Raw genomic sequence first — 14,657 nt, forward strand, 5'->3', positions numbered from 1 at the left:
GAAATAAAATCGTGCGATTCTTTAGCGGATCGCACGATTTCAACTTTTTGATCAGGAGGACAATTTATGCAGTATACAAAAATCAGTCACATGAATCCGGCTGAAAGAGTGGAGGCGCTGACAGCATCTCTGGTCAGCCTCAGCAGCGTGAACGGCACCGTAGGAGAAGGGACAAAAGCAGATTTCATCAAAGAAGTGATCACGAGCTATCCTTATTTTCAGGAAAACCCCAGTCATGTGTGGGAACAGGCCATTCCCAATGACCCATACAATCGCAAAAATATTTTTGCGTTTATTGAAGGACATGGAGAAAGCCGAAATACAGTCATTTACCATGCCCATCTGGATACAGTCGGAATTGAAGATTTCGGCCCTTTAAAGGATATCGCTTTTGATTGTGAGAAATTGGCCGAGTATTTCAGCCGCTATGAGTTCGATCAGGATGTTCAGCGGGATGCCAAATCAGGCGAGTGGATGTTCGGAAGAGGATCTGTCGATATGCAAAGCGGCATCGCCGTGCATCTAGCCAATCTCCTACATTTTTCGGAGAACCTTGAGACGTTGCCGGGAAATGTATTGTTTATGGCCAATCCCGATGAGGAGAGCCAGCATTCGGGCATTCTCGCCAGCATTTCAGAGCTGAACCGGCTAAAAAAAGAAAAACAGCTTCACTATTTGGCCGCTATTAATACGGACTTTATTACCCCGCTTTACGATGGTGATCAGACAAGATATATCTATACCGGAGCCGCGGGAAAACTGCTGCCGTGCTTTTACATCCACGGGCGGGAAGTCCATGTTGGCGATACACTGGCAGGGATTGACCCGAATTTCATTTCATCTGAAATCACAAGCCGTCTCCACAATAACATCCATCTGGCAGAAAAGGTTGAAGGGGAGTTGGTTCTGCCACCATCCTGTTTGTATCAGCGTGATAACAAGGAATCCTATAATGTGCAAACGGCTGTCAGCACCAGCTTGTATTTCAATTGTTTTATTTATGAAAGAACAGCAAAAGAAATGATGGATTTGCTTATTAAAGTCACTGAGGAAGCATGCCGAGAGACACAACAAAAATTATCAGATTATTATGAAGAATATGCAAAAAGAGCCAACCTGCCAAAGAAACATTTATCATGGGACATTCAAGTGTATAGCCTGGAGCAATACTTAGAAAAGCTGAGAAACCGGGGGATAGATCCCGAGCAGTGTATCGAGCAGACATTCAAAGCCAACGAGCACCTTGAACTTCGCATGAGATGCTTTCAGGCAATCGAAGAGCTTCAAAAGCTTGACCCCGATCAAGGCGCAAAAGTCATTCTATTTTACGCACCTCCTTACCTGCCGCATAACTATTTGAAAGAAGATAGCGCAAGAGATCAGCTTTTGCAGCATGTGATTAAAGAAGCGGCTGACAAAACCGCTGAATCGACAGGCGAAACATTTGTCTTCAAAAAGTTTTTCCCCTACTTGGCAGACGGCAGTTTTTTATCACTGCACGAAACCGATGGCGAAATTGATTCTTTTATCAGGAACTTTCCTGGGTGGAATAGGATTGGGACCATTCCGTTCAAAGACATACGCAAGCTGAATATTCCATCCATTAATATGGGTGTGTACGGAAAAGACGGCCATAAATGGACAGAACGAGTGTATAAACCGTACACATTTCATGTATTGCCTCTCCTCATACAGCAAACCACCGTTCACCTTTTGCAGAGCTACCGGATGACCATCATGGCAAAAGAACCAAAGGGGGAAGGATGATGCAGAATCATAAAAATGAATTGCAGCGCAGCATGAAAAGCAGGCATTTGTTTATGATTGCTTTGGGAGGGGTGATTGGCACTGGGCTGTTTCTAGGCTCTGGCTTTACCATTAGCCAGGCGGGACCGCTCGGCGCCATTGCCGCTTATATCATCGGCGGATTTTTAATGTATCTCGTCATGCTTTGTTTAGGAGAATTGGCTGTTGCCATGCCGGTGGCCGGATCGTTTCAGGCCTACGCCACTAAATTTCTGGGACCGTCGACAGGCTTTATGATTGGCTGGCTGTATTGGTTCAGCTGGGCGAATACAGTGGGGTTAGAGCTGACGTCAGCAGGCATTTTGATGCAAAGGTGGCTGCCCTCTGTTCCGATCTGGATATGGTGCCTCGTGTTCGGCATCGTCATCTTTTTGATTAATGCGCTCTCTGTCAGAAGCTTTGCGGAAATGGAATTTTGGTTTTCAAGCATCAAAGTGGCGGCGATCATATTATTTATTGTGATTGGCGGAGCCGCTGTGTTTGGTTTGATTGACTTTAAAGGCGGACAGGAGACACCCTTTTTGTCTAACTTTATGACTGATAGAGGACTTTTCCCTAATGGGGTGCTGGCCGTTATGTTTACGCTGGTCATGGTGAACTTCTCGTTCCAGGGAACGGAGCTTGTCGGCATTGCGGCAGGGGAAAGTGAAAGCCCGGAAAAAACACTGCCAAAGTCCATTCGAAATGTCATTTGGCGCACGCTGTTTTTCTTTGTGCTCGCTATGTTCGTCTTGGTTGCCATCCTTCCGTACAAAACGGCGGGGGTGATTGAAAGCCCATTTGTAGCGGTACTCGATCAAATCGGCATCCCATTTTCGGCAGATATCATGAACTTTGTCATCTTAACAGCCATTTTATCTGTTGCTAATTCGGGGTTGTATGCGGCGTCGCGTATGATGTGGTCACTTTCATCAAATCAAATGGGTCCATCCTTTCTCACCAGACTGACAAAAAAGGCGTGCCGATGAATGCCCTGCTGATTACGTTGGGCATTTCAGGCTGTTCGCTGCTGACAAGTGTCATGGCCGCAGAAACAGTGTATTTATGGTGTATCTCAATCTCGGGCATGGTGACAGTTGTCGCGTGGATGTCCATTTGTGCGTCGCAATTTTTCTTTCGCAGACGTTTCCTTGCTGAAGGCGGAAATGTGAATGATCTGGAGTTCAGAACGCCGCTTTATCCGCTAGTCCCGATGCTCGGATTTTGTTTATATGGCTGCGTGTTGATCAGCCTTATTTTCATTCCGGATCAAAGAATCGGCTTATACTGCGGTGTGCCGATCATTATTTTCTGCTATGCATACTATCATCTAAGCATCAAAAAGCGTATAAATCATGAATCGATTGAAAAAAAGCAGACAGAGGCGCAATAGAAAAAGCTCTCCGGGAGGCCGGAGAGCTTTTTTACGCGTTACATCCTCATGTATTTTTAGAATGAAATATAGAAATATATAATGGGATTTAAATGAAAATAATAAAACTTATAAATATTTCGTTCGAATTGTAAATAGAGAAAAAACAATGCTAAACTATAATACAACTTTATGATAAGAATATTATGGAAGAGGTGTTTGAGAAAGAATGAACAGCAATCAAAACAATGACATCAAAACAAAACATCATTTTCCGTTATTGTTGGCACTGGCTTTAACGATGGGGGTATTTGCAGCCGGATCTGAAGAGCTTGTGATCTCACCGCTGCTGCCGGATTTAGCAAAAGCCTTCAGCTCAGATGTTAGTGTCCTTGCATTATCTATCAGTATTTACGGCATTATGATTTTTATCGGTGCGCCGCTTTTGGTTCCATTAGGCGATAAATACTCCAGAGAACTGAGCTTATTGGCCGGGCTTATGATCTTTATCATAGGAACGGTGATATGCGCTTTGGCTCAAAATATTTTTTTCTTCTTTTTAGGCCGGGCGCTCTCGGGATTGGCTGCGGGAGCGTTTGTTCCGACCGCATACGCAGTTGTCGGTGATCGTGTTCCTTATACATACCGGGGCAAGGTGATGGGACTGATCGTTTCAAGCTGGTCGCTGGCGCTGATTTTCGGAGTGCCGCTCGGATCATTTATCGGCGGCGTCCTGCATTGGAGATGGACGTTTTGGATTTTCGCCTTGATGGGCGTTTTAGTTGTCCTGCTGATTCTCCTTGAAATGCGCCGCCATGCCCAACATAAAAACAGCGGCAAGGAAGAAATAGAAGAGCCGGCAGGAACATTCCGGGATGCGCTGAAAGTCCCTCGTGTACCTGTTTATATCACGATAACTTTTTGTAATATGATTGGTTTTTACGGTATGTATTCCTTTTTAGGCACCTATCTTCAAGACGTTTTTACCGGAGGAAACACGGCTGCGGGCTTATTTATCATGATTTATGGAATCGGGTTTTCCATGAGTGTGATTACAGGAAAGATAGCCGACCGCATCGGAAAAATGCGCTCCCTTTTGATTGCGCTGGGGGTCATCAGCGTTCTGCTGGCGTGTTTACCATATGCGCCGGCGTCAATGTTTCTGTTAATCGTCAGCCTATTTATTTGGGGATTAATGCAAAGTTTGACGGTGACGCTGCTCAGCACCATTTTGAGTGACTGCTCAGAGCGTCATCGCGGAAAAGTCATGGTGTTTTACAGCCTCGCCTCGAATCTGGCCGTGACATTAGGTTCTGCTTTAATGGGACCCGTCTATGTGGCATACGGCTATGCAGCTGTCGGATTGATTTGCGCAGCCATCACAGTCCTCGGATTTGTGCTCAGTATATTCGCATATAAAAAGTACGGCAAACTTGAGCAGAAGGCCGATCAGTCCTTATCTCAATAAACAAAGTTTCTAAATTCCTATAATTAAAAACCCTTTATAAAGGGTTTTTTTGTTTGTATGGGAATAATTATCAATATTTTCAAAAAACATTGACAGTTCAATTGACGCTGGATAAAATTTACTTAAAATTTTAAAAGATTGGTTGGTGCTCATGATTATATTGGATAATAGCATTCAGACAAAAAAAAGAACTGATTCACTATCCAAACTCATTACAGTCAACACGCTCGGCCCTGAGGGGACAAGCAGTGAGTACGCAGCAAAGCATTTCATTTCCAATTTTACTCTTCTACAAGGGCTGAACAGTAAATTGTCCTTGCATGATACTTTTGAATCATGCATCGAAAGGACGCTCCAAAGCCCGCTGGAATATACCATCGTCCCACATGCTTACGATGGCATTAAGCATTTCTACATGAGGCCGGATTTGCAGCTATTGCAGATCTTCAGGTGCGACACACCGATGTACGGCCTGGCTGTTCGTCCTGATTTTGAATTCAGAGACGATATGCTTGATACATCTGTTATTGTTTCACATCCTTCACCTATTAATTTAATAAAATATTTTACCCGCAAAGATGTTCGTTTCAAACTAGTCAATTCAACCAGTCAAGCCGCAAGAAAAGTAAAAGAAGGTTTGTATGACATTGCCTTAACCAATGAGCTTGCACGGCAAAAGTACGGGCTAACCTTTGTAAAAACATTCAAAAGCATTCCAATGAGCTGGTCATTATTTGGAAAAGGAGACGTTGATGATGAAAACTAAAGAAGATATGCAGGAGCTTTATTTCCCGACACCGAAATTAATTGAATGGGAAAACGGAGTGAGGCAGTATTCAACCGTACGAGGGGATACTGAAGTATTAATGTCTTACGTCCCGCCGCATACCAATGTTGAACCCCATCAGCATAAGGAGGTCCAAATCGGCATGGTCGTTTCTGGCGAGCTGATGATGACTGTCGGAGATGTGACAAGAAAAATGACAGCCTTGGAATCTGCCTATATCGCGCCGCCGCATGTGCCTCACGGGGCAAGAAACGACACAGACCAAGAAGTGATTGCTATTGATATCAAGCGGCTGAAAGCTGATGAAACATATACAAGTCCTGAGGACTACTTTTTGGATATTTTCAAAACAAGAGACCTGCTGCCGGGCATGGAAGTCACGTTCTTTGTTGAGGATTGGGTAGAAATTATGCTTGCCAAAATCCCTGGAAATGGCGGAGAAATGCCTTTCCATAAACATCGGAATGAACAAATCGGCATCTGCATCGGCGGCGGCTATGACATGACGGTCGAAGGCTGCACAGTCGAGATGAAATTCGGCACAGCCTATTTCTGTGAGCCTCGTGAAGATCACGGTGCCATCAACCGTTCGGAAAAAGAATCAAAATCGATTAATATCTTCTTCCCGCCGCGCTACAACAGAGCAAAAGCAAAAAAAATGAAGGCGGATGAATGATCATGAACCTCACCGATAAAATCGTCCTCATAACAGGAGGCGCATCAGGCATTGGTTATGCTGCGGTTCAGGCTTTTTTGGGCCAGCAGGCCAATGTGGTTGTGGCGGATATTGATGAAGCGCAGGGAGAAGCAATGGTACGAAAAGAAAATAATGACAGGTTGCACTTTGTGCAAACGGACATCATAGACGAAGCTGCCTGCCAGCACGCAGTTGAATCGGCGGTTCATACATTTGGCGGACTCGATGTCTTGATTAATAATGCAGGCATCGAAATCGTGGCGCCTATTCACGAGATGGAGCTCAGCGATTGGAACAAGGTGCTGCAAGTCAATTTGACCGGCATGTTTTTAATGAGCAAACATGCACTCAAGCATATGCTGGCCGCCGGCAAGGGCAACATCATTAATACGTGCTCTGTCGGCGGACTCGTGGCATGGCCTGATATTCCTGCCTATAACGCCAGCAAAGGCGGGGTTTTGCAGCTGACTAAATCAATGGCCGTTGATTATGCGAAGCATCAAATTCGCGTGAACTGCGTATGCCCGGGGATCATCGACACACCGCTGAATGAAAAATCATTCCTTGAAAATAATGAAGGCACACTTGAAGAGATCAAAAAAGAAAAGGCGAAGGTAAATCCGCTGCTGAGGCTTGGAAAACCTGAAGAAATCGCAAACGTGATGCTGTTTTTAGCCTCGGATTTATCAAGCTATATGACCGGAAGCGCCATCACCGCAGACGGAGGATACACCGCACAATAGAGAAGGAGTGTTTTACATATGGAGAGAAAAACAGTATTGGTCATCGCTGATCTTGGAGGCTGCCCGCCGCACATGTTTTATAAAAGCGCTGCTGAAAAATATAACCTGGTCAGCTTTATTCCAAGACCTTTTGCAATTACAGCCTCCCATGCAGCATTGATTGAAAAATACTCGGTCGCGGTCATAAAAGATAAAGACTATTTTAAGAGTTTAGCTGATTTTGAGCATCCTGACTCCATTTATTGGGCGCATGAGGATCATAACAAGCCTGAGGAAGAGGTCGTCGAGCAAATCGTCAAGGTTGCCGAAATGTTTGGGGCGGATGCCATCACAACAAACAATGAATTATTCATTGCTCCGATGGCGAAAGCCTGTGAACGTCTGGGCTTGAGAGGTGCCGGCGTGCAGGCAGCCGAAAATGCCAGAGATAAAAATAAAATGAGGGACGCTTTTAATAAGGCCGGAGTCAAATCGATCAAAAACAAACGAGTCACAACTCTTGAAGATTTCCGTGCTGCTCTTGAAGAGATCGGCACACCTCTTATCTTAAAGCCTACATACTTAGCGAGTTCAATCGGTGTAACGCTGATTACGGACACTGAGACGGCAGAAGATGAATTTAACAGAGTCAATGACTATCTGAAATCAATTAACGTGCCAAAGGCGGTTACGTTTGAAGCGCCGTTTATCGCTGAAGAATTTTTACAGGGTGAGTACGGAGACTGGTATCAAACAGAAGGGTACTCCGACTATATCAGTATAGAAGGCATCATGGCTGACGGTGAGTATTTCCCGATCGCCATTCATGATAAAACGCCGCAAATCGGGTTTACAGAGACATCCCACATTACGCCGTCCATTCTGGATGAAGAGGCAAAAAAGAAAATTGTTGAAGCTGCCAAAAAGGCAAATGAAGGGCTTGGCCTGCAAAATTGCGCAACACATACAGAGATCAAGCTAATGAAAAACAGAGAACCGGGTTTAATAGAATCAGCAGCCAGATTTGCCGGCTGGAATATGATCCCTAACATTAAAAAGGTTTTCGGCCTTGATATGGCGCAATTATTATTAGATGTCCTTTGTTTCGGAAAAGACGCCGATCTGCCTGACGGATTATTGGATCAAGAGCCTTACTATGTCGCCGACTGCCATTTGTACCCGCAGCATTTCAAACAAAATGGCCAGATTCCAGAAACTGCTGAGGATTTGGTCATTGAAGCGATCGATATTCCGGACGGGCTTTTAAAAGGGGATACTGAAATCGTTTCTTTTTCGGCCGCAGCACCAGGCACTTCAGTTGATTTGACATTGTTTGAAGCTTTCAATTCCATTGCTGCATTTGAACTGAAAGGCAGTAATTCACAGGATGTGGCTGAATCAATCAGACAAATTCAGCAGCATGCAAAGCTGACGGCAAAGTATGTGCTGCCAGTATGAAACAGCTGAAACCCAACTCTAAATACTTGCTTTACGGGCAGGCGCTATCGTTCATGGGAGACTATTGTGTTCTCCCTGCCCTGCTCATTTTGTCTACATATTATCACGATTATTGGGTGACGTCCGGGGTCATCGTGGTCAGAAGCATTCCGATGGTGTTTCAGCCGTTTTTGGGGGTTCTGGTCGACCGGTTAGACAGAATTAAGATCATGCTGTGGACGGATATCATCAGAGGCATCATCTTTTTGGGGCTCACATTTCTTCCAAAAGGCGAGTATCCGCTGATTTTTCTGGCCCTGCTGTTTATTTCTTATGGAAGCGGCGTGTTTTTTAATCCCGCCCGTCTCGCTGTCATGTCGTCCTTGGAATCAGATATTAAAAGCATCAACACGTTATTTGCAAAAGCGACAACCATCTCCATTATCGTCGGGGCGGCTGCCGGAGGGCTCTTTCTGTTAGGGGGATCTGTAGAGCTGGCTGTTGCCTTTAACGGTGTGACATACCTGGTTTCGGCATTTTTTATCAGCCGTATCAAGCTGCAATTTGTGCCGATTCAATCTGAAAACATTAAAGAGGCCTTTCAGTCTTTTAAGGAAGGACTCAAGGAAATCAAAACCAATGCATTCGTATTAAACGCCATGTTTACGATGATTACAATGGCTTTGCTGTGGGGAGTTGTGTACAGCTATTTTCCGATTGTCAGCCGCTTTTTGGGTGACGGGGAAATCGGCAACTTTATTCTCACATTCTGCATCGGTTTCGGCGGCTTTATCGGAGCGGCGCTTGTCGGCAAATGGGGCTTTAACAATAATAGAGGCCTGACGTACTTTACCGTTTTATCCATTGTCTCGCTGGCGCTGTTTTTATTCACACCGATATTCGCTGTTTCTGTCATCGCGGCGATCCTCTTTTTCATCGCGATGGAATACGGGGAAGTGCTTGCAAAAGTGAAGGTTCAGGAAAATGCGGCAAACCAGATTCAAGGGCGCATTTTTTCAGTGGCCGAAGCGTCTATCGGATTATGCATTTCTATTGGTTCAATGTTCATTAACATCCTCAGCGCTCCGGTCATTATGGGGCTGATTGTCGTGATCGTATGCGGTTTGTTTCTGCATACGAAGCTCGTCAACAAATCGTTTTTGGAACGGGATAACAAAACGGAGCAAAAAGGAGTCTTTTAGATGGAAATAACACCGTCCGATGTCATCAAGACACTTCCAAGGCAGGAGTTTTCTCTCGTTTTTCAAAAGGTAAAGGAAATGGAAAAAACGGGAGCCCATATCATTAATCTCGGACAGGGGAACCCTGACCTTCCCACTCCGCCGCATATTGTGGAGGCTTTGCGGGAGGCGTCCTTGAATCCTTCGTTTCATGGATACGGCCCTTTCAGGGGCTATCCTTTTTTGAAGGAAGCAATCGCTGCTTTCTATAAAAGAGAATACGGCGTGACAATCAATCCTGAAACGGAGGTCGCGCTTTTCGGAGGCGGGAAAGCCGGTTTGTATGTGCTGACACAATGCCTGCTCAATCCGGGAGACATCGCTTTAGTCCCGAATCCAGGCTACCCTGAATATTTATCAGGGATTACGATGGCGCGAGCTGAGCTTTACGAAATGCCGCTGTATGAAGAAAATGGCTATCTGCCGGATTTTGAAAAGATTGATCCAGCCGTGCTGGAAAAAGCGAAGCTTATGTTTTTAAACTATCCGAACAACCCCACTGGAGCTGTGGCTGATGCGGCTTTTTATGCAAGAGCTGCTGCTTTTGCAAAAGAGCATCATATCCATTTGATTCATGATTTTGCATACGGAGCGTTTGAATTCGATCAAAAACCGGCCAGCTTTCTTGAGGCAGAGGATGCCAAAATTGTCGGAGCAGAGCTTTATTCATTTTCAAAAACATTTAACATGGCCGGCTGGAGAATGGCGTTTGCGGTTGGGAACGAAAAGATCATTCAGGCTGTCAATGAATTTCAGGATCATGTATTTGTCGGCATGTTCGGCGGGCTGCAGCAGGCAGCGAGTGCGGCGCTTTCTGGAGATCCGGAGCATACGGAATCGTTGAAACGAATTTATAAGGAACGAATTGACTTTTTTACGGCGCTTTGCGAAAAGGAACTGGGCTGGAAGATGGAAAAGCCAAAAGGAACCTTTTACGTATGGGCTGAAATTCCGAATACGTTTGAGACATCTCACCAATTTTCCGATTACTTGCTGGAGCATGCCCATGTCGTAGTCACACCGGGCGAAATTTTTGGAAGCAACGGAAAAAGGCATGTCAGAATCTCAATGGTGTCGAAGCAGGAGGATCTGAGGGAATTTGTCATGCGGATTCAAAAGCTGAACCTGCCGTTCGGGTCATTACAAGAAACATCCCGCTAAAAAGCGGGATGTTTTTATATGCTTTTCATGCTGCCGCCGTCAGCGGAAATTTGCTGCCCCGTGATGTAGGAGGCTTCCTCAGAGGCAAGAAACGCGGCGAGCGCTGCGGTTTCTTCGGCTGATCCGACCCGTTTCATCGGAATCCCGGAAGCAATCTGTTCTTCTGCTTTCTGTTTGGATATGCTGTTCTTTTTCATCACATTTTCCACAAATTGATGATAACGGTCTGTAGCGATAAAACCAGGATTTAGACAGTTGACAGTAATGTTGTGAGGAGCAAGCTGGATGGAAATATTTTTACTGGCGTTAATTAAAGCGGCATTCATCATACTGTTTGTGAACATGTTGGCGCCGGGTTCTTTCCACAGATTTCCGACAATGTTGATGATTCTGCCAAACTCGTTTTGTTTCATCAGTGAGGAAGCACGCTTGATTGCGTCAATATAGGCAACGGTCTTTTGAGTGAACGTGGCCGTCATATCCTCTATATTGCAGTTATCAAATGTGTCAGGCGCGCCGCCCGGGATATTATTAATCAGAACATCAAGCCGTCCGCATTGAGATTCGATTGCCTGAAAAATGGCCGCTCTCGTATGCTGGTCAGACATATCGCCCGCAAGGACAATGACGCTCGCCTCAGGATGCTTGGCCAAAATGTCTTCTTTGACAGATTCAATATTATCCAAATTTCGCGAATTAATGACGAGGGAAAAGTGCTGGTCTGCTAATTTCAGAGCGATTGCTTTCCCAATCCCTTGACTGGCTCCCATAACAAATGCGGTTCGTTTTGACAAATAACTGCACCCCTTTGAAAAAAATGGATTATTATCTACATCGTAAGAAAAAACGAAGAAAATAGCAAATTTTTTTTAAATTCTGATAAAGGAGAATTGAAAAACTCCCGCCGGATAGGGCGGGAGGGGATATTATACATATAGGAATTGAGGAAGTGTATCAAGCGAAAGGTGATTGCCGACAAAGAATGAACCAAATTCGCCATAGCGAGCGCTGACTTCGTCAAAACGCATTTCGTACACTAGCTTCTTGAATTGAAGGACATCATCGCTGAATAATGTAACGCCCCACTCGTAATCGTCAAAGCCGACAGAGCCGGTGATGATCTGTTTGACTTTGCCCGCATAGCTGCGGCCGATTAAACCGTGGCTTCTCATCAAGTTTCTGCGTTCCTCCATTGAAAGCATATACCAGTTGTCGTTGCCGGATCTTCTTTTATCCATTGGATAGAAGCATACATATTTTGATTCCGGCAGTTCAGGGTAAAGGCGCGCGCGCACATGCGGATTTTCGTAAGGATCGCCGTCACCGCTTGCCAAGTAGTTGCTCAGCTCTACCACTGATACGTAGGAGTATGCCGGAATGGTGAACTCAGCAAGTCTTGATTTGTTGAATTCAAGCTCAATTTGATTTAATTCTTCCATTGTAGGACGAAGGATCATCAGCATAAAATCAGCTTTTTGGCCGACGATGCTGTAAAGAGTTTGGGATCCTTTTCCTTCTTTTTGGGCTACGCCCCATTTTTCAAGCAACCCGGTGAATTCATGTATGATAGATTGGCGCTCATCACTGGACAGAAGCTTCCAGGAAGCCCAATCCATTGTGCGGAAATCATGAAGCGCATACCAGCCGTCAAGCGTTTTTGCCGCTTCATTCGTCATTTGCTGTTCACTCATTTATCTTCACTCCCATTATCTTTTCATGATTGCCTTCACTATACCATAGTTTATCCGATTCTACTGTGGAGAAACCTTGAACATCCCTTCCGTATAACTCCATCAAAATAGAAGAACCTATAAGGGAAGATTGAGTCACTTAAATTAGTTAGAAAAATAAGATTTTTTTATGAAAGCGCTATAATGAAAGTTGGCTGTTTGAATTTGATTGGAAGAAGAGTATGCTAGTAAAAGAAAGCGTTTTTGTAACTTTTTGAGGAGGTTTTATTGTGGCAGATTTATTTTCAACAGTGCAAGAAAAAGTAGCTGGAAAAGACGTTAAAATTGTATTTCCTGAAGGCTTAGACGAGCGTATTTTAGAAGCGGTCAGCAAGCTTGCAGGAAACAAAGTGCTGAATCCGATTGTGATCGGCAATGAAAATGAGATCCAAGCAAAAGCAAAAGAATTGAACCTTACGCTGGACGGCGTTAAGATTTATGATCCTCATACATATGAAGGCATGGAAGACCTTGTACAAGCATTCGTAGAACGCCGCAAAGGCAAAGCGACAGAAGAACAGGCTCGCAAAGCGTTATTAGACGAGAACTACTTCGGTACAATGCTGGTGTATAAAGGACTTGCAGACGGACTTGTAAGCGGAGCTGCTCACTCAACTGCTGACACTGTCCGCCCGGCTCTTCAAATCATCAAAACAAAAGAAGGCGTGAAAAAGACTTCCGGCGTGTTCATCATGGCTCGCGGAGAAGAGCAATACGTATTCGCAGATTGCGCGATCAACATTGCGCCTGACAGCCAAGATCTTGCCGAGATTGCGATCGAAAGTGCCAATACGGCAAAAATGTTCGACATTGAGCCTCGCGTGGCAATGCTCAGCTTCTCTACAAAAGGCTCAGCAAAATCTGATGAAACAGAAAAAGTAGCGGATGCAGTGAAAATCGCGAAAGAAAAAGCGCCTGAACTGACACTTGACGGCGAATTCCAATTTGATGCTGCATTTGTTCCATCTGTAGCTGAGAAAAAAGCGCCGGATTCCGAAATCAAAGGGGACGCTAACGTATTCGTATTCCCAAGCCTTGAAGCAGGAAACATCGGCTATAAAATCGCTCAGCGTTTGGGCAACTTTGAAGCGGTAGGACCAATCCTGCAAGGTTTAAATATGCCTGTAAACGACCTTTCAAGAGGATGTAACGCTGAAGATGTTTACAATCTCGCATTAATTACAGCGGCGCAAGCACTGTAATAAAAATGAAGACGATGGCAGCTCTCGACCGAGGGCTGCCTTTTTTGCGCTTCCGTATAGCCTTCTTTACCAAGACGGATGATATGAGTACAATAAAGAAAACTAATCATAACCATATATTTCATTAATGACAGGGGTGGGGTTTTTGTATTACGACGTGCTGAAAACGTTTATAGCGGTGGTAGAAGAAAAAAACTTCACAAAAGCGGCGGAAAAGCTGATGATCTCCCAGCCCAGCGTCAGTCTGCATATCAAAAATCTTGAGAAAGAATTTCAAACGGCTCTTCTGAACAGGTCGCCAAAACACTTTACGACAACGCCGACAGGAGACATTTTATATCAAAGAGCAAAGCAAATGGTGTTTCTCTACGAACAAGCCAAGGCTGAAATCTATGCGCATCATCACTATGTGAAGGGCGAATTGAAAATAGCTGCAAGCTTTACAATCGGTGAGTATATTCTTCCGCCGCTATTGGCCCAGCTGCAAAAGCTGTATCCAGAGCTGAATCTAGATGTCATGATTGGCAATACAGAGGAGGTCAGCGAGCGTGTGCGGATGCTTCAGGCTGATATCGGGCTGATTGAAGGACATACAAACGAGAATGAGCTGGAAATTGAACCGTTCATGGAGGATGAAATGTGCATTGCCGCTCCAAATCAGCATCCGCTCGCCGGGCGGAAAGAGATTTCGATCAGCGATTTGCAGAACGAAGCGTGGGTGACAAGAGAGAAAGGCTCCGGGACGAGAGAATATCTCGATCATGTACTCAGTTCAAATGGACTTCGGCCGAAATCAATGTTCACCATCAGCAGCAATCAAGGTGTAAAGGAAGCGGTGATTAACGGCATGGGACTTTCGGTTCTATCCAGAAGCGTACTGCATAAGGATTTGATCCACCGCGAAATCTCAATTCTGCATATTAAAGATTTCTCGTTAAAGCGCAAGCTGTCTTACATTCATTCTCCTCTCATGGAGAATACAAAAAATAAAGAAATTTTTATTACGATGCTGAAAAGCAATTATCAATCACAGCTGCTGAAATGATATAATAGTT

Annotated in this window: 12 protein-coding genes and 1 pseudogene; 11 read left to right on the top strand and 2 right to left on the bottom strand. The window is 44.7% G+C overall.

The annotated features are described in order from the left end of the window. The first annotated feature begins 66 nt into the window (after nucleotides 1-66). From NYE22_RS01540 to bacF, 9 genes and pseudogenes are all read left to right on the top strand, one after another. Nucleotides 67-1,767, top strand: coding sequence for a M20/M25/M40 family metallo-hydrolase (locus NYE22_RS01540; RefSeq protein ID WP_187001949.1), 1,701 nt, complete (start codon nucleotides 67-69; stop codon nucleotides 1,765-1,767). Then, nucleotides 1,767-3,178, top strand: a pseudogene (locus tag NYE22_RS01545) (amino acid permease). The gene NYE22_RS01540 and the pseudogene NYE22_RS01545 overlap by 1 nt, the downstream one beginning before the upstream one ends. 208 nt (nucleotides 3,179-3,386) lie before the next feature. Then, nucleotides 3,387-4,625, top strand: a complete 1,239-nt coding sequence (locus tag NYE22_RS01550) for an MFS transporter (RefSeq protein ID WP_015384960.1) — start codon at nucleotides 3,387-3,389, stop codon at nucleotides 4,623-4,625. Nucleotides 4,626-4,776: 151 nt separating this feature from the next. Then, nucleotides 4,777-5,391: a prephenate decarboxylase gene (bacA, locus tag NYE22_RS01555; protein WP_009968341.1), complete on the top strand. Its 615-nt coding sequence runs from the start codon at nucleotides 4,777-4,779 to the stop codon at nucleotides 5,389-5,391. After that, entirely contained in the window at nucleotides 5,381-6,088 is a 708-nt protein-coding gene (gene bacB / locus NYE22_RS01560) for a 3-((4R)-4-hydroxycyclohexa-1,5-dien-1-yl)-2-oxopropanoate isomerase (RefSeq protein ID WP_003244300.1), read from the top strand. The genes bacA and bacB overlap by 11 nt, the downstream gene beginning before the upstream one ends. A 2-nt stretch (nucleotides 6,089-6,090) precedes the next feature. Further along, nucleotides 6,091-6,852, top strand: coding sequence for a dihydroanticapsin 7-dehydrogenase (gene bacC / locus NYE22_RS01565; protein WP_326208814.1), 762 nt, complete (start codon nucleotides 6,091-6,093; stop codon nucleotides 6,850-6,852). A gap of 18 nt (nucleotides 6,853-6,870) precedes the next feature. Next, on the top strand, nucleotides 6,871-8,289 hold the full coding sequence (gene bacD, locus NYE22_RS01570) for an alanine--anticapsin ligase (RefSeq protein WP_003242921.1): 1,419 nt from the start codon (nucleotides 6,871-6,873) through the stop codon (nucleotides 8,287-8,289). Then, the gene (gene bacE, locus NYE22_RS01575) at nucleotides 8,286-9,470 is read left to right on the top strand and encodes a bacilysin exporter BacE (protein ID WP_019712823.1); all 1,185 of its coding nucleotides are present in this window, start codon (nucleotides 8,286-8,288) and stop codon (nucleotides 9,468-9,470) included. Before bacD ends, bacE begins: the two co-directional genes overlap by 4 nt. Next, on the top strand, nucleotides 9,471-10,670 hold the full coding sequence (gene bacF, locus NYE22_RS01580; protein WP_339231509.1) for a transaminase BacF: 1,200 nt from the start codon (nucleotides 9,471-9,473) through the stop codon (nucleotides 10,668-10,670). A gap of 14 nt (nucleotides 10,671-10,684) precedes the next feature. Here the strand turns inward: bacF and bacG are convergent, their stop codons facing one another. After that, a complete protein-coding gene (gene bacG, locus NYE22_RS01585) occupies nucleotides 10,685-11,464 on the bottom strand; it encodes an NADPH-dependent reductase BacG (RefSeq protein ID WP_015714908.1) in 780 nt (259 codons plus the stop codon). A 132-nt stretch (nucleotides 11,465-11,596) separates the two neighbouring features. Next, complete coding sequence (hemQ, locus tag NYE22_RS01590; protein WP_003242896.1) at nucleotides 11,597-12,361, bottom strand: hydrogen peroxide-dependent heme synthase; 765 nt, start codon at nucleotides 12,359-12,361, stop codon at nucleotides 11,597-11,599. Between the two features lie 269 nt (nucleotides 12,362-12,630). On the opposite strand from hemQ, the gene pta reads away from it, so the two are divergent. Then, complete coding sequence (gene pta, locus NYE22_RS01595) at nucleotides 12,631-13,602, top strand: phosphate acetyltransferase (protein WP_003235941.1); 972 nt, start codon at nucleotides 12,631-12,633, stop codon at nucleotides 13,600-13,602. A 145-nt stretch (nucleotides 13,603-13,747) separates the two neighbouring features. Continuing rightward, nucleotides 13,748-14,647 (top strand): cysJI operon transcriptional regulator CysL, encoded by a 900-nt coding sequence (cysL, locus tag NYE22_RS01600; protein ID WP_014481233.1) that lies wholly within the window; start codon nucleotides 13,748-13,750, stop codon nucleotides 14,645-14,647. Nucleotides 14,648-14,657 lie beyond the last annotated feature (10 nt).

The sequence above is a fragment of the Bacillus sp. FSL K6-1560 genome (genome assembly GCF_038592935.1).
Classification (GTDB): domain Bacteria; phylum Bacillota; class Bacilli; order Bacillales; family Bacillaceae; genus Bacillus; species Bacillus subtilis.